The organism is Gammaproteobacteria bacterium (genome assembly GCA_013003425.1).
GTDB lineage: Bacteria > Pseudomonadota > Gammaproteobacteria > Steroidobacterales > JABDKV01 > JABDJB01.
Genome location: JABDJB010000056.1, coordinates 172,221 through 194,109 on the forward strand (window position 1 = coordinate 172,221; position 21,889 = coordinate 194,109).

At 61.0% G+C, this 21,889-nt stretch carries 16 protein-coding genes; 10 read left to right on the top strand and 6 right to left on the bottom strand.

From position 1 onward, the window contains the following. Window positions 1-2 precede the first annotated feature (2 nt). Both HKN06_08915 and HKN06_08920 read right to left on the bottom strand, forming a co-directional pair. Window positions 3-1,793 (bottom strand): cyclic nucleotide-binding domain-containing protein, encoded by a 1,791-nt coding sequence (locus HKN06_08915; GenBank protein NNF61435.1) that lies wholly within the window; start codon window positions 1,791-1,793, stop codon window positions 3-5. Between the two features lie 198 nt (window positions 1,794-1,991). Further along, window positions 1,992-3,368, bottom strand: coding sequence for a DUF2914 domain-containing protein (locus HKN06_08920; protein NNF61436.1), 1,377 nt, complete (start codon window positions 3,366-3,368; stop codon window positions 1,992-1,994). Window positions 3,369-3,390: 22 nt separating this feature from the next. On the opposite strand from HKN06_08920, the gene glnE reads away from it, so the two are divergent. From glnE to HKN06_08945, 5 genes are all read left to right on the top strand, one after another. After that, entirely contained in the window at window positions 3,391-6,198 is a 2,808-nt protein-coding gene (gene glnE / locus HKN06_08925; protein NNF61437.1) for a bifunctional [glutamate--ammonia ligase]-adenylyl-L-tyrosine phosphorylase/[glutamate--ammonia-ligase] adenylyltransferase, read from the top strand. Window positions 6,199-6,334: 136 nt separating this feature from the next. Next, entirely contained in the window at window positions 6,335-6,469 is a 135-nt protein-coding gene (locus tag HKN06_08930) for a zinc-finger domain-containing protein (protein NNF61438.1), read from the top strand. Between the two features lie 21 nt (window positions 6,470-6,490). After that, complete coding sequence (gene rfaD, locus HKN06_08935; protein NNF61439.1) at window positions 6,491-7,438, top strand: ADP-glyceromanno-heptose 6-epimerase; 948 nt, start codon at window positions 6,491-6,493, stop codon at window positions 7,436-7,438. Window positions 7,439-7,492: 54 nt separating this feature from the next. Further along, on the top strand, window positions 7,493-8,458 hold the full coding sequence (gene waaF, locus HKN06_08940) for a lipopolysaccharide heptosyltransferase II (protein NNF61440.1): 966 nt from the start codon (window positions 7,493-7,495) through the stop codon (window positions 8,456-8,458). Continuing rightward, on the top strand, window positions 8,455-9,183 hold the full coding sequence (locus HKN06_08945; protein NNF61441.1) for a 3-deoxy-D-manno-octulosonic acid kinase: 729 nt from the start codon (window positions 8,455-8,457) through the stop codon (window positions 9,181-9,183). The genes waaF and HKN06_08945 overlap by 4 nt, the downstream gene beginning before the upstream one ends. Here the strand turns inward: HKN06_08945 and lpxL are convergent. Further along, window positions 9,168-10,085 (bottom strand): LpxL/LpxP family Kdo(2)-lipid IV(A) lauroyl/palmitoleoyl acyltransferase, encoded by a 918-nt coding sequence (gene lpxL / locus HKN06_08950; protein NNF61442.1) that lies wholly within the window; start codon window positions 10,083-10,085, stop codon window positions 9,168-9,170. The two genes, HKN06_08945 and lpxL, sit on opposite strands and share 16 nt — an antisense overlap. A 69-nt stretch (window positions 10,086-10,154) precedes the next feature. Between lpxL and hldE the strand changes: the two genes are divergently transcribed. Together hldE and HKN06_08960 are read left to right on the top strand one after the other, a co-directional pair. Then, entirely contained in the window at window positions 10,155-11,576 is a 1,422-nt protein-coding gene (gene hldE / locus HKN06_08955) for a bifunctional D-glycero-beta-D-manno-heptose-7-phosphate kinase/D-glycero-beta-D-manno-heptose 1-phosphate adenylyltransferase HldE (GenBank protein ID NNF61443.1), read from the top strand. Between the two features lies 1 nt (window position 11,577). Beyond that, complete coding sequence (locus HKN06_08960) at window positions 11,578-12,858, top strand: 3-deoxy-D-manno-octulosonic acid transferase (protein ID NNF61444.1); 1,281 nt, start codon at window positions 11,578-11,580, stop codon at window positions 12,856-12,858. Here HKN06_08960 and HKN06_08965 read toward each other — a convergent pair. The 3 genes from HKN06_08965 to HKN06_08975 form a co-directional block, all read right to left on the bottom strand. Then, complete coding sequence (locus HKN06_08965) at window positions 12,851-14,212, bottom strand: TolC family outer membrane protein (GenBank protein ID NNF61445.1); 1,362 nt, start codon at window positions 14,210-14,212, stop codon at window positions 12,851-12,853. The genes HKN06_08960 and HKN06_08965 overlap by 8 nt on opposite strands. 96 nt (window positions 14,213-14,308) lie before the next feature. Beyond that, window positions 14,309-14,638 carry a hypothetical protein gene (locus HKN06_08970; protein ID NNF61446.1) on the bottom strand — a complete coding sequence of 110 codons (330 nt, stop codon included), beginning with the start codon at window positions 14,636-14,638 and terminating at the stop codon, window positions 14,309-14,311. After that, the gene (locus HKN06_08975; protein NNF61447.1) at window positions 14,638-15,288 is read right to left on the bottom strand and encodes a protein-L-isoaspartate O-methyltransferase; all 651 of its coding nucleotides are present in this window, start codon (window positions 15,286-15,288) and stop codon (window positions 14,638-14,640) included. Before HKN06_08975 ends, HKN06_08970 begins: the two co-directional genes overlap by 1 nt. Before the next feature lie 199 nt (window positions 15,289-15,487). Here HKN06_08975 and thiC point away from each other — a divergent pair, with 199 nt between their 5' ends. The 3 genes from thiC to HKN06_08990 all read left to right on the top strand — a co-directional run bounded on the left by thiC (window position 15,488) and on the right by HKN06_08990 (window position 21,880). Then, entirely contained in the window at window positions 15,488-17,380 is a 1,893-nt protein-coding gene (gene thiC, locus HKN06_08980) for a phosphomethylpyrimidine synthase ThiC (protein ID NNF61448.1), read from the top strand. 6 nt (window positions 17,381-17,386) lie between these two features. Continuing rightward, window positions 17,387-19,675 carry an EAL domain-containing protein gene (locus tag HKN06_08985; protein ID NNF61449.1) on the top strand — a complete coding sequence of 763 codons (2,289 nt, stop codon included), beginning with the start codon at window positions 17,387-17,389 and terminating at the stop codon, window positions 19,673-19,675. Between the two features lie 192 nt (window positions 19,676-19,867). Next, window positions 19,868-21,880, top strand: a complete 2,013-nt coding sequence (locus HKN06_08990) for a sodium-translocating pyrophosphatase (protein NNF61450.1) — start codon at window positions 19,868-19,870, stop codon at window positions 21,878-21,880. Window positions 21,881-21,889: the final 9 nt, after the last annotated feature.

Below are 21,889 nucleotides of genomic sequence, written 5' to 3' on the forward strand. Positions count from 1 at the left end.
TTTTAGTGTGGCAGACGCAGGTGCTCTTTGAGGTCCTGCAGCTGTGAGTAGACGTCGCCCTGGCGCACTTTCCCTTCGCCCAGTTTTATTAGCGCGTCCATGGCGCCAAATTCCAGCAGTCCATACTCCGTTGCGTCAATATCGATAAGGACGTCCGCCGCGGCGCGCATCTTTTCAAAATTGGCGTTGTTACCGAGCATCATGGAGCGTACCAGCACCGGTCCGATAGTCGGGATTTGCTCCTGGTCGTGGAGGCTGCGCCAGCGCCGCAGCAGCGGTGCTTCCGGATCGAGGCCGTTGAAGCTGGCCCGCCATTCGCTCTGGCCGCCGAGGTTCAGGGCCAGCACATGATCGGCCCCCATCTTCTTCATTTCATCGACCGGGAAATTATTAAGCAACCCGCCATCGATGAGTATGTCGCCATTACGCTCAACCGGAGGGGCCAGGGCGGGAAGTGAGATGCTCGCCCTGATGGCCAGGCGCAGGCGTCCCTGGTCGATGCGTTCGATGCGGCCCTTGCTCAGGTTGGTAGCGACACAGAATCCCTTGATCCAGCATTGCTCGAAAAGCCGGTCACCGAAAGTCATGCGCAGCATGCTGGTGAGCCGATTTCCGCGCGAGATCGAAACGAGCGGCACTGTCCAGTCACCCAGCGGATTCCTGGACAGGAATGCTTTTCGCGACGTCGCCTCGATGTAGGCGTCGTCGTACTCTTCCAGTACGGAGCCGGAAAACACAGCGCCAATGCTGCACCCGCCCACGTAGTCAAATTCGAAGTGCATGTCACGCAGGGCCCGTATCGCACCGATGTACGCGCAGCCCTTGGCGCCGCCGCCGGAGAACACGATCCCCAGGGTTCTGTTGCACTGGATTCTGCCGAGACGCCGCTCGTGCGCGGCATCACCGCTGCGCAGATTCCAGACGTTGGCGCTGCCGAAGGTTTTGTTCAGCCGGTCGTCGGCCTCGGTGTTGGCGGTGCTGGCTTCATGCACGCGAAACAGCGTAATGCGCCGACCGCGCAGGCTGGTGCCGAGGTCTTCGAGCAAGCGGTACTGTGCCGGGTCGGGTTGCGGCGGCACAAGTATGTCGAGCTCGTCTGCCTGGCGCATGCAAGTACGGCTCCAGCGGGACTCAGGGTCGCGGCAGACCAGGAAAGTCATATCGTAGCGGTCGTATCCGGCCAGCTCCGGGCTGGAGAGCCGATCCGTCCGCGGTGGTACGACTTCGGCGGTATAGCCGTGGCGACGGCTCTCACGCTGCATCACATCGACCCAGTAGGCCAGGTCGTCTTCCGCGACCAGTGAGACGACCGCTTTGATCCGGCTGATCCGTTTGGGCGTGTGTGCGGCGTTTGCGAAGGCCAGCCGATCAGATATTTGCGTTGCCAGGTTGAGCAGCAGTTTTGGATACGATTCGGCGACGCGCATAAAATCGTCACGCGCCAGCTTGCCGAGCCGGCAGTCTCGGGTAGCGCAGACATTGGCGGAGCGGGGCACCTGCGATAGAACACTGATCTCGCCGACAACTTCTCCGGGAAGGATGTCGTAAACGTGGCTGGCGTTACTCACCGGAAGGCTGCTGAATACACCGAGGCGTCCGCTCAGCAGGAAATAGAGACAATCGTTCTCTTCACCCTTTTTTATCAGCATGTCTCCGGCACGCAGATCGCACACCTCGGCGATATTCATGATCTGCGTAACGTCTTCATCCGTCAGACCGGAAAAAAGCGAGATGCCGAGGGCTGCCTGCCGGTCAGCCTCGGATTGCTGTATTTGCTGTCTGTTGTCACTCACTGGTTTTTTGGCTGCTTTCAGCAGCATCTCCTGCCGACGCCAGCGCATTCGGAAAGCAGGTTATGTTATCTGGCGCTGTTCCCCGTCAGTATCAAATATAGCATTGTCGCCGCGACGTGAAGATGCCGGCAATTCAATGCAGGTGCGCCGGCTGCCAGGGCTGCGTCGCGCTGGGTCCGGGATTCCGTGCCAGACGGGCTACGGGGTGAAAGTGAACGGCAGACTGTAGATCACGGTGCCATCTTCGAGGGCAACCTGGACACGCCAATCGCCGGCCATTGACGGAATGAAGGTCTTGCTGGAGTAGACCCGCCAGCGCCAGGCTTCGCCAACATTGAAGGGTATTTCGGCAAGAATGTCATCGCCCTGAACCCAGCGATGCACAACGCGTTGTCCTGCCAGCTCACGCAGCTCGGTGAAGAAATAAAACTGCTGCAGGTCGGAACCGTTGCCAAAGAGGGTGTTTCCCAGATCATCGACCGGTTCACGTTGCACGACAGCTGTCGTCAGGTTGCCGCGGGCCACACGACCGTCAAGCAGCAGACCGGCGGTTGCCACCGGTCCGGACGTCGCTGCGGTAGGCGCCACATCGCTCGTGGCCGCTGCAACGGGATCGTCGCCACTGGCTGGCTCTGGCGTAGCGTCGGCCATCTGCACATCGATGGCGGCTGCTGGCGTTATGGCGCCCGGCTCGGCGGGCGCGGCTGGTTGCGTGCGGGTTACCGGCAGAGTGTCATTTGATTTATCCGCAGCTGCTGCGGTCACATCTGTCGCAACGCTGACGGGCGGAGGACTGGTTGCCGGTGGCGGCGCTGTCGCGCCGGCTGAATCGGCGGCCGGCGCGGTTAGCGCTGCGCTGTCATCTGAATCGGTACTGATATTGTCTGCTACGGGCGACACGACAGCGTTCCGGTCGACCGTTGTTTCCGGCGCGTTTTCAGCGGCAGACGATGCGGTTGCAACCGCGGGCGCTGGCCGCGTAGCGGCGCCATCGATGCTCGGCAGCTGGATCGAGGGAGCGGACGGATCGACAGGCTTGAGCAAAGTCTGGTCGTCTGCCGTGACAGGGTCGGCCTTGTCATCGCCTCCGATAAACAACCACGCGGCAAGCGCAGCGACCAGCACGGCGGCACCTGCTCCGGCGATCAGCGGCAGCTGTGATGATTTGGGTTCCGCGGGTTCGATACGACCATCGCGGATGACGAACTCAGGTGATACTTCGGCGGATGCGCGACGATACGCTTCGCGTTCAGCCGTCAAAGACTTCCTGGCGTCGTCGAGCGTCATGTCCGGGTAGATCCCCAGTGTCTTGCGATGCGGGTCGGCGGGATCATCAAATACCCAGGTCCAGGTCTTGACCCCGTTCGGCAGCACCGAGAGCACCAGTTCGTCGAGTACTGCCACGTCGTAGCGCCGGGCCTGCGGTTGCAGCGCCTCGATGACGGTATCGTCTATGGTGTCAGTCGTGGCGTCGCCTGTCATCACTCGCTGCCGGGGTACGTTATCAATCACAATATGAATGAGCAGCAAGTCCGGATCAAGCCCGTGGCTGTCACAGAAGGCAACGTGTGCCATCCGGCAATGCGATAATCCTGATATGGCTTCTCACTCGCCCATGCATGCGCCAATTCCGCCGCTGCTCGTGCCCGAGGTAAACCGGCACATAGCGAACTGGCAGGCGGCGGCCGGCACACCACTGGATGCCGTATCGTGCGCGGTGTTTACCTGCAGCGAGTTTGTGGCGCGCGCCTGTCTACGGGAGCCGGAGCTTATTACGGCTCTCGATGGCAGCGAGTCATTGCTGCAACTGCCGGCACAGCTGCCGGCTGACGAAAGAGAGTGCATGGCATTGCTGCGCCAGGCGCGCAATCGCGAGATGAGCCGCATTACATGGCGCGATCTCATTGGTGCTGCGACGCTGGACGAGACGCTGAGTGATCTATCGCTTGCCGCCGACACGCTGATTGCTGCCGCGCTGGACTGGGCCGGCAATAGTGTTGCCGAGGCGCACGGCGTGGTACGCGATGCCGATGGTTCTGAACAGACTCTGGTCGTCATTGCCATGGGCAAACTGGGCGGCGGCGAACTGAATTTCTCCTCGGATGTCGACCTGGTGTTCCTCTACCCGGAAAGCGGTACCAGCGACGGCCGCAGACCGCTGGATAGTGACAGTTATTTCGCGCGCGTCGGGCAGCGCTTGATACGGTTGCTGGATCAGAAAACCGGCGACGGTTTTGTCTACCGGGTCGATACCCGTCTGCGGCCGCTGGGCAGCAGTGGCGCCATCGCCATCAGTTATGCCGCCTTCGAGACGTATCTGCAGCAGCACGGACGTGAATGGGAGCGATACGCATACGTGAAGGCGCGGCCGCTGACCGGCACGGCTGCAGCACGCGACGCGTTCTTCGAGCTTGTAAGGCCGTTTGTGTACCGTCGCTATCTTGACTACGGCGTTCTCGAATCCCTGCGCGAGATGAAAGCGCTCATTGCCGCCGATGTTGGCCAGCGTGAACGTGAAAACGATATCAAGCTTGGAGCTGGCGGGATCAGGGAAATCGAATTCATAGTGCAGAGCTTTCAGTTGATGCGTGGCGGCGCGGATCCCGGGCTCCGCCAGCAGTCATTGCTCAATTCGCTAAAGACACTGGCGCAGCGGGGCTGGTTCGATGCGGCGGCCGCGGACGAGCTGGCGGGGTGTTACCGCTATTTGCGACGGCTGGAGAACCGGCTGCAGATGTGGCGCGACGAGCAGGTGTGCACGCTGCCGGTGGATGATGCCGGCAAGGCGCGCATCACGTTTGCCATGGGCCATGCAGATAACCAGCAGTTCGCGCAGGAGCTGGCGCGGATTCGCCAGCTGGTTTCCGGCCACTTCGAGGCTGTGGTACCGATGCGCAACAGCGACGAGGACGTTGATCTGCCTGGCGCGTACTGGAAGGCGGACCCGGGCAGTCATGCGGCGATGGCGCAGCTGGAGCAGCTCGATTTCAACGATCCGGCTGCGCTGCAGCGTCAACTTGTTGTGTTGCGCGACAGCGGGCAGTACCTGCGGCTCGATGAGCGCGGGCGCGGCCGGCTCGACGCACTGATACCGCGCATCCTGCGTCTGGCCGGAGGCCGCGCTGATGGCGATGCAGTCGTTGCGCGTTTGCTTGGTGTGGTAACCGCGATCGGCGGGCGCAGCGCATACTTTGCGCTGCTTACCGAAAACCCTGTCGTACTCGAGCGTTGTGCGGACCTTTGTTCGGCAAGCCCATGGCTGGCGCGGCAGGTTGCGCAACATCCCTTGCTGCTCGACGAGTTGATCGACCCGCGTATCTTCGAGGCGCCACCAACCCGTGCCGATCTCGAGACCGACCTGCAGCAGCGGTTTCAGGCGATCGCGGCTGATGACCTGGAACGGCAGATGGAGGCGTTGCGCATGTTCCAGCAGGTTTCGGCGTTCCGCATTGCGGTAGCCGACCTGTCGGGCGTGCTGCCGCTTATGAAAGTCAGCGACCGGTTGAGCGACACGGCCGAACTGGTGCTGCAGAAGACCACTGAACTGGCGCGGCAGGAAATGCAGCGGCGCTACGGTGTGCCTCGTTGCAACGACAGCCGTCGCGCCGGATTTGCAATTATTGGCTACGGCAAGCTGGGCGGTCTTGAGCTGGGTTACGCTTCTGACCTCGATCTGGTGATGCTGCACGACTCGGACGGCGACGCGCAGCAGTGTGACGGCGATCAGGGCCTGGATAATGCGCGATATTTTGCGCGTCTTGGCCAGCGTATCCTGCATATGCTAAGCACGACGACGCCGACCGGGGTGCTTTACGAAGTTGACACGCGCCTGCGTCCCAGCGGCAAGGGCGGGCCCCTGGTCAGTTCAATTGTGGCTTTTGCCGGCTATCAGCGTGAGCACGCCTGGACCTGGGAGCACCAGGCGCTGCTGCGTGCCCGTCCGGTGGCCGGTGATACGGTGGTTTGCAGCGCCTTTGACAGCGTCCGCCGCGAGATCCTGACGCGTCAGCGCAACGCGGAAGAACTGCGCGCCGATGTGCTGGCCATGCGGCAGCGCATGCGGCGGGACCTGCCAGGTGGCGGCACCGGCGCCTTCCACATTAAACGCGATGCCGGCGGTCTGACCGATATCGAGTTCCTGGTGCAGTACTGGGTGCTGGCAAATGCGCACCAGACGCCACGGCTGATTGAATGGAGCGACAATATCCGCCAGCTGGAGAGCCTGGCTGCAGCCGGAGTCTGTACCCACACACTGGCTGCGGAGCTTACCGATATTTACCGTCGTTACCGCCAATGCCTGCACCATCGTGCCCTGGCCGATGAAGATGCGCTGGTGCCGGCAGAACAGTTCGCAGCCGAGCGCGAGCGGGTACGCTCCGCCTGGGGCCGGGTTTTCGGGGATTGACCGCGGCAGTCTATAATCCCTGACTGTAATCAGTCCGGGGCCTGGCAACGTGGTCGATGAAGAATCCGGCGCTCAGGCGCCCAATACATCCAACTATTACGAAGTGACGCGCGGCGATCTGCCGCTGCACTGCCCGATGCCTGGCATGAGCCTGTGGAATTCTCACCCGCGGGTCTACCTGCCGATCGAAAAGACGGGAGATGCAAGGTGTGCCTATTGCGGGGCAGTGTTTCGGCTGGTCGAACGCAAGGACGAAATCGACGCCGCCTGACCTCCACAATGGAGTGATCTGATGATCGTAGTTACCGGTGGCGCCGGTTTTGTCGGCAGCAATATTGTCAAGGCGCTCAACCAGCGCGGGCGCGACGACATTATCGTGGTCGATGACCTCACGGCCGGCGAGAAGTTTGCCAACATCGCCGATCTGGCCATTGCTGACTACCGGGACAAGGATGACTTCCTGTCCACGGTGCAGCAGCGTCATGAAGCCGGAAAGCATGTACGCGCAATCATTCACCAGGGCGCGTGCACCGACACCACCGAGTGGGACGGGCGCCTGATGATGCAGGAGAACTTCGAGTACTCGAAGCAGCTGCTGCATTATTGCGTCGAGCGCCACATCCCGTTTATCTATGCCTCTTCTGCTTCGGTGTATGGCAGCGGCCCGGGTTTCAGCGTCGATCCGGCGCACGAGCGGCCGCTGAACGTCTACGGTTACAGCAAGCTGCTGTTCGACCAGTACGTGCGCCGGCATTTCAGCGAAGCTGACAGTCAGGTCGTCGGCCTGCGCTATTTCAATGTCTACGGTCCGCGCGAGGCGCACAAAGGCGGCATGGCAAGCGTCGCCTGGCACTTCAATCGCCAGGTCAGTGAGCAGGCAGAGGCACGGCTGTTCGAGGGCAGTGATGGTTACGATTCCGGCGAGCAGCGGCGCGATTTTGTTTATGTAGACGACGTTGCAGCAGTGAACCTGTTTTTCCTGGATCACCCGGGACAGGCCGGCATTTACAATGTGGGCACCGGTGCAAGCCAGAGTTTTAACGATGTCGCTAACGCAGTAATCGGCTGGCACGGACGGGGCACCATTCGTTACATCCCGTTTCCCGAACACCTGATCGGTCATTACCAGAGTTTTACCGAGGCGGATATTTCCGGGCTGCGTCAGGCGGGCTATCGCCAGCAGTTTCGCACCGTGGAGCAGGGTGTCAGCGCATACCTCGACGAGCTCGGAAAGGACTGAGTGACTGGTCCCGACAATAGCGTTCTGATCGTGGGTCCGGCGTGGATTGGCGACATGGTCATGATGCATTCACTTTGCCGGTTGCTGCGGCAGCGGAACGCGGACATTGTTATCGACGTGCTTGCACCGGGCTGGTCATTGCCTGTTATCGGGCGGATGAACGAAGTACGAGAAGGTATCGAATCGCCGTTCGCGCACGGTGTATTCGACTGGCCCGGTCGGCACCGGCTGGGAAAATCGCTGCGCGACCGCGCATACGGCCAGGCAATTATCCTGCCTCGTTCTTTCAAGTCCGCGCTGATACCTTTTCACGCCGGCGTGCCGGTCCGTACCGGCTATCGCGGTGAAATGCGTTTTGGTTTTATTAACGACATGCGCGATCTCGACAAGCAGAGGCTGACCACGACCGTGGCGCGATATGCCGCCCTGGGGTTGCCGGCCGACACGGGCCTGCCCGGATCACTGCCACAGCCACGGCTGCGGGTTGATCCGGAAAATCAGGCCAGCGCGCTGGCGCGGCTCGGGCTGCAGACTGACCGGCCCGTCGTGGGCCTGGTCCCTGGTGCCGAGTACGGGCCCGCCAAGCAGTGGCCGGTCGAGTATTTCGCCGAGCTGGCCGGCACGTTGCATCGTGACGGCTGTGCAACATGGGTATTCGGTTCGGACAAGGATCGCGACCTCGGCGAACAGATCAGGGCGGGGTCCGGTGATGTCACGCAAAACCTGTGTGGGCGTACCAGCCTGCCCGATGCGATCGACCTGATCGCGCTCACCCGGCAGGTGGTGTGCAATGATTCCGGTCTGATGCACATCGCCGCAGCGGCCGGAACGGCCGTTGCAGCGATATACGGCTCATCCAGCCCGGACTACACGCCACCGCTCACCGACCGGGCCGTTGTCATACGTACCGGTATCGAGTGCAGCCCCTGTTTCGATCGCACCTGCCGTTACGGTCACTATCGCTGCCTCCGCGATATTCAGCCGCAGCAGTTAATTGCAGCAATGAAAACGCTGGCATGACTGCAACCATAAACGCTGTGCAGCCAGATCGTTTTGACGGCAGGGTAATCGTCGATGCGCGCTACGAAAACGATTTTGTCGGGGCAATGTTCACGCCGGAATACTGGCGCACCCGTGAATCGGTAGCGGCGCCGCTCGGTGGCCGCGGCCAGGTACTGTTTGTTAACAGCGGCAGCGAGCAGTGGGTGCTGCGTCACTATCATCGTGGCGGCCTGGTACGCCGCGTGCTCGATGACCGCTACCTGTGGACCGGTATCGAACAGACGCGGTCGTTGCGGGAGTGGCGGTTGCTGGCACAGCTGCACGGGCAGGGGCTGCCGGTACCTCGACCCGTTGCTGCGCGTCATGTGCGGGACGGCATGTTCTACCGGGCCGACCTGCTGACGGTGCGCATTCCGGATGTAAAGGCGTTGTCAGAAGTGGTCGCCGAGCGGCTGCCCGGCGATGACGAATGGCACACAATAGGCAGCTGCCTGCGGCGGTTGCATGATGCCGGTGTGTACCATGCTGACCTGAACGCACACAATATCCTGGTCAATGAAACCGGCAGCGAAGTTTTTGTGGTCGATTTCGATCGTGGCTATATCCGGCGTGATGGCAGCTGGCGCAAGGCTAACCTGAAACGACTGAACCGCTCGTTGCACAAGATCGGGCTAAGCCTGTCTTTTCCGCAATTCGAGCAGCAACAGTGGCCGGCCCTGCTGGAAGGTTACGCCGCAGAGTAGAACTCGGGTTCGAGGTGCTTGAAGCGGCGATGTATCCACAGGTACTGCTCCGGCACTTCACGCACCAGTTTTTCAATCAGCTGGTGAAAGACCGCCGCGTCGGATGCCTCGTCGTCTGACGGGATCTGTTCCAGCGGTTCGCCGATCACTATGTTGTAGCCGGAGCCATCAGCGCGACGCCAGGGCAGGAAGGGCAGCACGGGAGCGCCGCTGAGTTTCGCCAGCCGCGTAGTCGCCGTGTTGGTGTGGGCCGGGATGCCGAAAAACGGCACCAGTTGCGATGACTTGCCGCGATGGGCCTGGTCCGGGGCGTACCAGATAATGCCGTCATTGCGGAGCGCGCGGACCGTCTGCCTGATATCTTTTTTGGCGATCATCGAGTCTGTGCAGCGCTCGCGGCCACGCAGCATCACTTCCTGCAGCAGTGGATTGCGAAAGCCGCGGTACACCGGGTTGAGCCTTACCTGCATTGCCAGCATGCGACTGCATATTTCCAGGCAGGTGAAATGGGCGCTGAGCATGATTACGCCGCGGCCCCGCTGCAGTGCTCGCTCGACATGTTCGCTGCCACTCACGTGGCACAGTGGCGCCAGGCGTCGGTCGCTCGCCCACCAGGCCAGCCCGGTTTCGAATATCGCCATGCCCAGCGAGGCGAAATGCTGATCGACCAGTTCCTCGCGCTGTTGATCGTCCAGGTGTGGCAGGCAGCGCCGTATGTTTTGCCTGGCTACCTCGTGACGCCCGCGCAGCAGGCGCTTGGCAACCGGGCCGAGCAGGCGCCCGAATCCCATCAGCGTCCGGTACGGCAGCAGACACGCCAGCCGCACTATGCCCAGCCCCGCCCAGGTGGACCAGAAGCGTGGCGCGAGGTAATGGTGCAGGCCGGGCCTTTCATCACTCATTGAGCGATGTTAGCGGATGCGGACGTCTCCGGTCTGTTAACATGCCGCCGATTCGCCGCGAGACGTAAGATGTCGCTGAAATTGCCTTCATTTGCAGGTCACCGGGTCGTAATTGCCGGCGACGTGATGCTGGACCGCTATTGGCTGGGCCCGGCGTCCCGCATATCGCCCGAGGCACCGGTGCCAGTAGTGCGTGTCCGCGAAACCGGCGAGCGTCCCGGCGGTGCCGCCAATGTGGCGCTCAATCTTGCAGCACTCGACAGCAAGCCTGTGTTGTTGGGAGTAACCGGTGACGATGAGGCAGCTGGTAGCCTGGCAAAGTTGCTCGAAACCGCGTCAGTTGAGTGCCACCTGGGCCGCTCGCGGGCACCGACGATCACCAAGTTGCGCGTCCTCAGCCGCAACCAGCAGTTGATCAGGCTCGACCACGAGGAAGATTTTGCTGCAGGGCCCGACTGTTTTCCAGCCGATGAATATGTCGCGGCCTGTGCCGGGGCGTCAGTGGTGGTCCTGTCGGATTACGCCAAGGGTACGCTGAGGGAACCGGCGGCGCTGATAAAAATGGCGCATGACGCCGGCGCACGCGTGCTGGTGGATCCAAAAGGCAACGACTTTGCACGCTATCGCGGTGCGACACTGCTGACACCCAATCTTGGTGAATTCGAGGCGGTAGTCGGACGCTGCAGCAGCGATGACGAGATAGTCGAACGTGGTGAGGCGTTGCGAAGTGAACTTGGCCTGCAGCATTTGCTGGTCACTCGTGGCGACGAGGGTATGACGCTGATCAGCGGGGACAGTTCTGCGCTCCATCTGCAGGCGGAAACACGCGAGGTTTACGATGTTACCGGCGCCGGCGATACCGTCATTGCCACATTGGCCGGCTCACTGGCGGCCGGTGCCGACGTCGCCACCGCAGCGACGCTGGCAAACATCGCGGCCGGCATCGCGGTACGCAAGCTCGGCGTGGCGACGGTCAGTCGTTCTGAATTGCGGCTGGAACTGCATCGCCGCGGCATTGGTGGCCGCGGCCTGCTGCAGGCAGAAGAGCTGGTGGAGTTTGTCCGCGAGGCGCAGGCGCGTGGCGAGCGCGTGGTAATGACCAACGGCTGTTTCGACATCCTCCACACCGGCCACGTGGCTTACCTTGAGGAGGCCAAGTCGCTGGGTCAGCGGCTGGTAGTCGCGGTAAACGACGATGAGTCTGTCAGGCGCCTGAAGGGGGCCGGACGACCGGTAGTGCCACTGGATGACCGCATGGCGGTGCTGGCCGGACTGTCTGCGGTCGACTGGGTTGTGCCGTTTACCACCGACACGCCGGAACAGCTGATTTGCCAGGTGCTGCCCGACGTGCTGGTCAAAGGCGGCGACTACGAGCCGGACCAGATTGCCGGCGCCGATTGCGTGCGGCGCGCCGGTGGCAGCGTCGAAGTCCTGAGCTTTCGCGCCGGGCGTTCGACATCGTCCATCATCGACCGCATTCGAAACAGCTGATTTGCCGCGTCTCGCTTACGTATTGCTGTCGTACCTGCTGGCACCTTTCGTTGCCGGCTTTCTTTTCGTTCGCGGTTTTCGCAATCCGGCCTACTGGGAGCGATTCGGCGAGCGTTTCGGATTTTCCAGCAGCGGGCCGGGCCGGCCAAGCATCTGGGTGCATGCGGTCTCGGTAGGCGAAGTGCAGGCTGCGGTGCCGCTGGTGCGCCAGCTGATGCACAACTACCCGGATATCCCGCTGGTCATCACTACAGTAACGCCGACCGGCGCCGGGCGGGTGCGCGATATTTTTGGTGACAGCGTCTGCCACCTGTATGCCCCGTATGACTTGCCGGGAGCGGTGCGCCGGTTTTTCGATCGCGCAATACCGCAGCTGGCAATTATTATTGAAACCGAGCTATGGCCGAATCTGTACCACGAGTGCGGTCAACGCAATGTGCCGCTGGTGCTGGCCAGCGCTCGCATCTCACCATTGTCCGTTTCCAAGTACCGGCGTTTCGTCAGCCTGTTTCGCGAGGCGTTGTCGCATGGCATTGTCATCGCCGCGCAAAGCGACAGCGATGCTGAAAGATTTCGCACGCTCGGCGCAAACCCTGCTCGAACTCACGTAACCGGCAACATAAAGTTTGACTTCGAGCCGGCCGGTGACCTGCAGAGCCGCGGCACGGCGCTGCGCAATGAGCATGCAGCCGGCCGGCCGGTGTGGGTTGCCGGAAGTACCCACGAGGGTGAAGAGGAGCAGGTGCTCGAAGCGCTGCAGATCGTGCGGCAGAAGTTTCCTGATTTATTGCTGATGCTGGTGCCACGCCACCCGGAGCGGTTCAACGCGGTGGCGACGCTGCTGCAGGAACGCGGCTGGAGCGTGGTCAAACGCAGCAGTGGCGACCGCTGCTCGCCGACCACAGATGTTTTCCTGGTCGACACGCTCGGCGAGTTGACCATGATTTATGCAGCGTCTGATTTCGCTTTTGTCGGCGGCAGCCTGGTGCCTGTGGGCGGGCACAACCTGCTGGAGCCGGCAGCGCTTGGCCGCCCGATCCTGATAGGTCCGCACACCTTCAATGCCGAGGACATCGCCGAAATGTTTATCGACGCTGACGCGGCGATGCGTGTCAACGATGCGCATGACCTGGCGTTTCACCTGGAGCGCTGGCTCGGAGATGCCGAAATTCCTGCAGCCTATGGCAGCCGCGGATTGCTACTGTTACAGCAGAATCGCGGCGCGTTACAGCGATTGCTGTCGCTTATCGACCCGTTATTGCCACGACGGCCGGCTAGTTGAGCCAGCCGTTGACCTGGGCCAGGTCAGCATTGCTCAGAATACCAGCAGCCTGCTTGAGGCGAATCAGGTTGATGATGTAGTCGTAACGACTGCGCTCGAGGTTGGTGCGGGCAGACAGCAGGTCGCGGCGCGCATTGAGTACGTCTACCGTCGTCCGTGTGCCCACTTCGAAGCCGGCTTCAGTGGCCTGCAGGGCAGTTTCCGCCGAAGCCAGCGCCTGCTCGAATGCCCGAATCGTTGAAATATCCGATTCAACACTGAGGTAAGCATCGCGAGTCTCGCGCTCGGTTTCGCGTGCGACGCGTTCCAGTCGTTCGCGAGCTGCACGGTGCTCGAACACGCGCTGGCGCACGAGTGACGAGGTGCGGCCACCGCTATAGATCGGAATGTTCAGCTGCAGCTGTACTGAGTCGCTGGAAATATCGCTGGCAATGTCGTCGAGGCCGCCCGCCATGAGATTGAGCCGGCTGCCGTCCGAATCGAATTCATTTTTGTTGACGACCAGGTCCAGGGTTGGCAGATGGTCAGCGCGCTGCACGCCAACCGCATCCTTGGCAATTTGTACACCAAGACGACTGGAAACCAATGACAGGTTCTGCTCCAGAGCGCGTTCGACCCAGGCATCTTCGCTGGCAGGGTCCGGCTTGACCAACGGCAGTGAGGTATCGGGGTTTTCCAGATCCTGCACTATGGCGCCGGTCAGCTCACGGAGGTTTTCCCGTGCCGTGCGCAACACACGTTTGGCAAGTATTTCCGCGGCCACGGCCTGATCGAAAGCAGCGCGTGACTCCTGTACGTCGGTAATTGCGATAAGGCCGACTTCAAAGCGCGTCTCGGACTGCTCGAGCTGTCGCGCTATGGCTTCCTTGTCGGCCTGGGCCGATTCGAGCCCGTCGCGCGCAGCCAGCACGTCGAAGTAGCGCGTTGCCACCCGCAGCATCAGGCTTTGCTGCGCGCTGCTGTAATCCACTTCCGCCTGGGCGACGATCTTGTCGGCCTGGCGCAGGCTCAGCCACTGGTCCCAGCGAAACAGCGTCTGGGTCAGCTGAACGGAAAGCGAAGTCTGGTCGTCGTCGTTGTTGATCGGGATCTCGAAAAAACCGTCGGCGCCAAACTGGGCGCTGGTTCCGTCCGATCCCTGGTCAGTCCGGGTGGCATTGAAGCCGAGTTGTGGCAACAGGGCCGAGCGTGCCTGCGGCCGTGCCTCCATTGCGGCCAGTTTTACCGCATCGGCCTCGCGCAACAGCGGGTCGCTTTGCAGAGCCAGCTTGTAGACTTCCAGCAGGTCGGCGCTGTGGGCTGGAGAGCTCAGCAGGCCAACGAGGATCAATACAGTGAGCCGGAATAATTTCATGACGGCGTCCTTGGGTTTTTGCAGTGCAACAGCAGCAAGGCTGCTAGTGATTTAGTGTTATAGCTAACTATAACAGTTAATGCCACAGTTGGCGACTCAGTAGATGGGCACCGAGGCGTCGATCTCATTCGACCATGCGGTGATCCCGCCACAAAGATTGAAGACACCGTCAAGGCCCGACTGGTTCAGGAATCGTGTGATAATCGCGCTGCGCTTGCCACTGTGGCACATCACCACCAGGTCCCTGTTGCCGCGGCTGGCGCGCAGCTCGTCGAGTCGCTCGGGAACGTCATTCATCGGAATACACAGCGCGCCGTCGACGGCCGCGGTTTCGATTTCCCAGGGCTCGCGAACATCCAGCAGCAGCACTTCGTCGCGCGGCAGCCGTGCGGCCAGCTGCTGGACGGTGATCTGGCTGATTTCCATCAGAAATCGAACCGCGCCGGCGCGTTGAAGCCATGCAAAGCAGGCAGGACGGTCTCGAACAGGCTCTCGCGCAGCCAGGTGTCCGGGCCGGTGCGGGTGATCAGCAGTGCCTCCATGACCGGCGCCTCGCCGACGATGACAAAAAGCCGTCCACCTGCCCGCAGCGCCTCGGCAAAGCGTTTCACGTAGACCGGCGTGGAGCCGGTAACCGCGATGACATCGTACTTGTCACTGGCACTGAGCTCCGCGGCGTCTGCCACTTCGGTACGCACACCGGTGATGCCAAGCTCGCTATGGATCGTGGTGGCATGCTCGAGCAGTTCCGCGTGGATATCGATGCTGGTCACGCGGGCGCCCAGCGCCGCGAGGCATGCCGATGAAAAACCGCTGCCAGTGCCGATGTCGAGTGCTGTATCGCCGTCTTCGACTGACAGGGCCTGCAGCATGCGGCCCTCGACATTGGGTTTCATCATTACCTGTCCGGCAGGCAGCGGGACCATGATGTCGGCGAATGCCAGTCGGCGATAACCCGGGGGCACAAAATTTTCGCGTGGTACCGCCGACATTACCTCCAGGACGCGCGGGTCGAGCACTTCCCAGCCGCGAACCTGCTGTTCGATCATCTGCTCACGGGCGTGCTGAATATCCATAATGCTCTCTGTAAGCGGCTGGCGCCGGGAAGGTTACGCAGTTTGGGGCAGGTCGACAAGGCGTCACAGGGGCGAACTTATGTGAAACCAATCGCCTCGCGCGGCGGCATGTAATATCCTGATTCACTTAATCTGTAGCACCGAACGGGGGGCCGGTGAGACAGCCAGACAAAGCCCGCCGAGTGTCCTGGAAGGATCGATGACAGCATTATCTAAAGAGTTGCGGGAAGCGACGGCGCGACTCAGCGCGGCTGCGCGTGAGCCCCTGGCAGGATCACGCCGGGTCTACGTCACCGGCAGCCAGGCCGACATCAAGGTGCCGATGCGCGAGGTGGGGCAGGCCGATACCCCGGCGGTGTTCAATGCCAGCAGCAATCCGGCCATTACCATCTACGATACGTCGGGTCCCTATACTGACCCGGCGGCGGACATCGATCTGCAGCAGGGCCTGCCGCCAATACGCAGTTCCTGGATAGAGAGTCGCGACGACACCGAACAGCTGGGGTCTGCTTCGGCGACGTTTACCCGTGAGCGTGCCGCGAAAGAGGCTGTCGCGGCGGTGCGCTTTCCCAACCAGCCGGAACCGCGCCGGGCCCGCGGGGACAGTTGCGTTACTCAAATGCATTATGCGCGTCGCGGAATCGTTACGCCGGAAATGGAGTTTGTCGCGTTACGCGAAAATCTGCGACGCGAGGAGTTGCGTGACAGCTACCAGGCCGCGGGCCTGCTGCGGCGCCAGCCCGGCGAAGCATTCGGCGCCAGGTTGCCGGAAAGCGTCACGCCCGAGTTTGTGCGCGATGAAGTTGCAAGCGGACGTGCCATCATTCCGGCGAATATTAATCACCCCGAATCCGAGCCGATGGCCATCGGTCGCAATTTTCTTGTCAAGGTCAACGCCAATATCGGCAACTCGGCGGTAACTTCGTCTATCGCCGAAGAGGTCGAAAAAATGGTGTGGTCGATCCGCTGGGGCGCGGACACCGTAATGGATCTTTCCACCGGCAAGAACATTCATGAAACACGTGAGTGGATTCTGCGCAACTCGCCGGTGCCGATCGGAACCGTGCCGATCTACCAGGCGCTGGAAAAAGTAAACGGCCGGGCGGAGGAGCTGACCTGGGAGATCTTCCGCGACACATTAATCGAGCAGGCAGAGCAGGGTGTCGACTATTTCACCATTCACGCCGGCGTGCGGCTGGCCTATGTCCCACTTACTGCCGACCGCGTGACCGGTATCGTCTCGCGTGGTGGTTCGATCATGGCCAAGTGGTGCCTGGCGCATCACGAAGAGAGTTTTCTTTACACCCGCTTCCACGAAATCTGCGACATTATGCGCGCTTACGACGTGTCGTTCTCCCTCGGCGACGGACTGCGTCCGGGCAGTATTGCCGATGCCAACGATGAAGCGCAGTTTGCCGAGCTGAAGACCCTGGGTGAACTGACTCAGGTTGCCTGGGATCGTGATGTTCAGGTGATGATCGAAGGCCCCGGTCACGTGCCGATGCAGCTGATCAAGGAAAACATGGATAAAGAGCTGGCCGAGTGTTACGAGGCACCGTTCTACACGCTTGGTCCGCTGACAACTGACATCGCCCCCGGCTACGACCACATTACTTCGGCAATCGGCGCGGCCCAGATCGGCTGGTACGGCACCGCAATGCTGTGCTACGTCACGCCCAAGGAACACCTCGGATTGCCGGACCGCGAAGACGTACGCGAGGGAATTGTCACCTACAAGATTGCCGCCCATGCTGCCGACCTCGCCAAGGGGCATCCGCTGGCCCAGGTACGCGACAACGCGCTGTCAAAAGCCCGCTTCGAGTTCCGCTGGGAAGACCAGTTCAATCTCGGCCTGGATCCTGAGCGCGCGCGCGAATTTCACGATGAAACCCTGCCAAAGCAGGCGCACAAGGTGGCGCATTTCTGCTCGATGTGTGGGCCGCACTTCTGTTCCATGAAAATCACTCAGGAAGTGCGCGACTATGCCCGCGATAACAAGCTGCATGACAATCAGCAGGCCATCGACGAAGGTATGAAAGAAAAAGCCAAAGAATTTCGTGACAAGGGCGCCGATATTTACCAGGAGGTCTGATCGCCAGTGCCGGGGGTATTTGAATTGAGCATGATCGGCGTGGGCCTGGTGGCCCTCGTGCTGACCTGGTTTGTGACGCGACGCAGTTTTTTGCGTCGCATCGAACGGCTCAACCTGGAGTTGGGCAATATCGCCGAGCACCAGGAATTCCGCCAGCGTGTAACCGAGACCAATCGCGATGACGAGCTGGGCCGGCTGGAGCGCTCGGTCAACGACGTGTTTGATGCCATTGACAGCCGCGATCGGGCCGACGACGTGCGTGAGAGGCTGTTTCGCAACCTCGCCGAGGGCGTGCAGGAAGCGATAATCGTCCTGCGTAACAAGGTGATTTACGCCAACCCGCGCGCGGCGGCGATGCGTGGCGTGCGACAGCAGGACCTGATCAATAAATCCGCGCTGGAAATCGTGCATCCTGATTTTCGTGAACAGATTGCCGACCTGTTCGATCGCCATCTTGCCGGCAAAGAAGTTCCTGACCGCTTCGAAGTGCAGCTGCTCAATCGCGAGGGCGAAGGTGTCTGGGTGGAAGGCACGACGAGTATTATCGATTACGAAGGTAAGCCGGCTTTGTTGTTTGCTGCCTTCGACGTGTCGCGGCGTAAAAACTCCGCAGAGCAGCTAAGCCGCGAAAAAGACCGGGCGGCAACCACTCTGCAGTCGATTTCCTACGGCGTGATCACTGCCGATATTGACGGGCAGATCGACTACATGAATGCCGCGGCCGAAGCCATGCTGGATTGTGATTCTGCCGATGCACGCGGCCGTGAGCTGCTGGATATCGTTTCTCTGGTGGATGAAACCGACCGCAAGCCGCTGCGCGATCCGGTCGCGCAGTGCCTGCAGCAGCATCGTCGCATCAGCCTCGGCCGCCGCGCGCTCATGCTGGTCGGCACCGACGAGTATTCGGTCGAGCTGAGCGTCTCGCCGATCGGCGGTGGCCCGGACATGCACGGTTGCGTCATTGTTATCCACGATGTGACCGAACTGCGTGGACTGGCGCGGCAGATGTCTTATCAGGCCAGTCACGATGCACTGACCGGCCTGTTTAACCGCCGTGAGTTCGAACGCCGTGTCGATGAAGCGCTGAAGACGGCGCAGGCCAGCGGTACCGGTCACGTCGTGTGTTACCTGGATCTGGACCGCTTCAAGGCGGTGAACGACACCTGCGGCCACATGGCCGGGGATAACATGCTGCGCGAAGTTGCCGGCCTGATCCGCGAGCAGGTGCGTGACTCTGATTCGGTGGCCCGGCTGGGTGGTGATGAGTTCGGCATGTTGCTGTTCGGTTGCCCGCTGGAGAAAGCCCGGCAAATTGCCGATGACGCCTGTCGCGCGGTGGAGGACTATCGTTTTGTCTGGCGTGACCGGATTTTCCAGGTTGGCGTGAGCATCGGGTTGGTCGAGATCGGCCACGAAAGCGGCACCGTTGTCGACGCGCTGATGGCGGCCGATTCGGCCTGCTATGTTGCCAAGCAGAGCCGCAGCCGCGTTCATGTCTACTCGGCGCGTGATGAGGCGGTTGCACGGAACAAGGGCGAGATCGCCTGGCTGCAGCGGCTGCAGGTGGCACTGAAGGACAACAAGTTCGAGCTGCATGCGCAGCCGATCGTCTCGGTCGACGGCAAGGTGACCGATGGGCCCGCCTTCGAAGTTTTGTTACGCCTGCACGACGATGGCGGTCGCGAGATTGCGCCCGGCGAGTTCATCGAGGCCGCCGAGCGTTACAAGCTGATGCCGCGTATCGATCGCTGGGTGATCGAGACCGCATTCAGCGCCCTGGGTAGCGGCGGGCTGCGTCTGCCGGATAATCGCAGTTGCACCATCAATCTGTCCGGGCAGACCATCGGCGATGGTCAGTTCCTCGAATTTGTCGTCGAATGCCTCGACCGCACCGGCGTGATACCCGATCGAATCTGCTTCGAGCTCACCGAGTCATCGGTGATCACCAACATCGGTCATGCGCGGCGTTTTATCGAAGTGCTGCACGGTATGGGCTGTCGCTTTGCGCTGGACGATTTCGGCAGCGGGCTGGGGTCGCTGGCCAACCTGCGCGAACTGTCGATGGATTTCATCAAGATAGACGGGTCTTTCCTCAAGAACCTGGAAACCGATGCTGTCAACCAGGCGATGGTGACGGCCATGATCAAGCTGGCTCGCACACTGGACATAAAAGTGGTCGCCGAGCAGGTGGAGGATCGCGAATCACTGGACGCCATCCGCAAGCTCGGGGTCGACTTCGTCCAGGGATACGCCATAGGCCGGCCGCGGCCCCTGCCGGTTGCCCACGCCGCCTGAAGCTCCGTATTACCGGCCATTGACGACCGCGGCGAGCGGTTCGACCCCTGTAGCCGGTTAACGTAGAATACCGCGCCGTCGAGCCCACCTTATGGGGCCATTGAGTGACCGGCTCGTACAAACCGTTTTTCAGCCTGCCCGGACAGCTTTCCGGGCCGGCCTGCTGCATCGATTTTTTTTAGAGGCTTTGTAATGGACATCAGCTATATACCGGTAATCATGGGCATCGTCGGCTTGGTAGCAGCGATGCTGATCTACCTGATGGTCAAGCGCTACCCGGGTGGCGAGGGAAAAGTTGCCGATATCGCTGAACAGATTCACCAGGGCGCCATGACCTTTATTCGCCGCGAGTATTTTCTCTTGTGGTCGTTTACCGGCGTCGTGGCTGTGATCATTTACTTCACGCCTGCGCTCGGTGGCTACACTGCAGCGGCGTTTCTCGTGGGTGCGTTGTGCTCATCGGTGGCCGGTGGTATTGGCATGTACACGGCGACGCGCGCCAACGTACGCACCACCGTCGCGGCGCACGAGCAGGGTGCGGCGACCGCTTTGAGTGTCGCCTTTTTCGGTGGCTCGATTATGGGGCTTACCGTTGCGGCAATGGGATTGATCGGGCTGGGCGGGCTTTATGTCTGGTTTATTGGTAATGCGGCTGACCTGCACAATGCACATCACCTGCACGGCTTTGGTATGGGCGCCTCTGTGGTTGCTCTGTTCTCCCGTGTCGGTGGCGGCATTTTCACCAAGAGCGCGGACGTGGGCGCTGATCTGGTCGGCAAGATCGAGGCCGGTATCCCGGAGGATGATCCACGTAACCCGGGCGTAATAGCCGATAACGTCGGCGACAACGTCGGCGACGTGGCCGGCATGGGTTCGGATATTTTCGAATCGTATTGCGGGTCAATGATCGCCACGATTGCCATTGCCTCGACCATGGCCGGGGCGGCCGCCCTGGGCGGGCGTGCCGAGCTGATGGGTCTGCCACTGTTGCTGGCTTCCGTTGGTCTGGTGTGTTCGCTGCTGGGCATACTGATTGTGCGCCTGGGTTCGGGCAGCAAGCCGGAAGTGGCGCTGCGTATGGGTACCTTTGGTTCCGCAGTGTTGTTCATCATCGCATCGTATTTTGTTGTGACTTCATCCGGCGTGGATGTCGGCGTGTGGAAGTGTGTGCTGGCCGGCGCAGTCGGTGGCATCGTCATTGGCCTGGTAACCGAGTACTACACAGGTGGTTCACCGGTGCGCAAAATCGCCAAATCGGGTGAGACCGGCGCGGCAACCGTAATGATCAGTGGTTTGGCCACTGGTATGCAGTCGGTGACAGTGCCCGTGCTAACCATTTGCGCCATTATCTTTTTCGGCAACATGTTTGCCGGTTTGTACGGTGTGGGCATCGCGGCAGTCGGCATGCTGGCCACGGTCGGTATTACTATGGCGATTGATGCCTATGGCCCGGTGGCCGATAACGCCGGCGGCATAGCCGAGATGGCCGGTCTGGGCGAGGACACTCGCAAGATTACTGATTCGCTCGATGAGGTTGGTAATACCACGGCGGCAATAGGTAAGGGTTTTGCGATTGGTGCTGCGGCATTGGCGGCGCTTGCGATTATTACGGCGTATATAGAGGTCGTTTCCGCAGATAATCCTGACTTCTCGCTCGCGTTGTCCAATCCAACCGTGCTGATCGGTGTATTCCTCGGCGGTATTTTCCCGTTCCTGGTCAGTTCGATCACCATGACGGCGGTCGGTGATGCTGCGTTCGAGATGATCAAGGAGATTCGCCGTCAGTTTAAAGAGATTCCTGGTCTGCTCGAGGGCAATGCCGAACCCGATACCGTACGTTGTGTCGACATTGCGACTACCGCAGCGCTGAAGCGCATGGTGCTGCCGGGCGTGCTGGCCGTTGGTGCGCCGGTGGTCGTGGGCCTCACCCTCGGTGGGGAAGCTTTGGGTGGCATGCTCGGCGGAGCCCTGCTGGGTTGTGTGCTGATGGCCCTGTTCATGGCCAACGCCGGCGGTGCCTGGGATAACGCCAAGAAATACATCGAGAAGGGCAACCTGGGTGGCAAGGGCTCCGATACCCACAAGGCTGCTGTGGTTGGCGACACTGTTGGTGATCCGTTCAAGGACACGTCGGGGCCGTCGATGAACATTCTCATCAACGTAATGGCGATCGTCTCGCTCGTCATCGCACCGATCGTCGCGTAACCCGGCGCG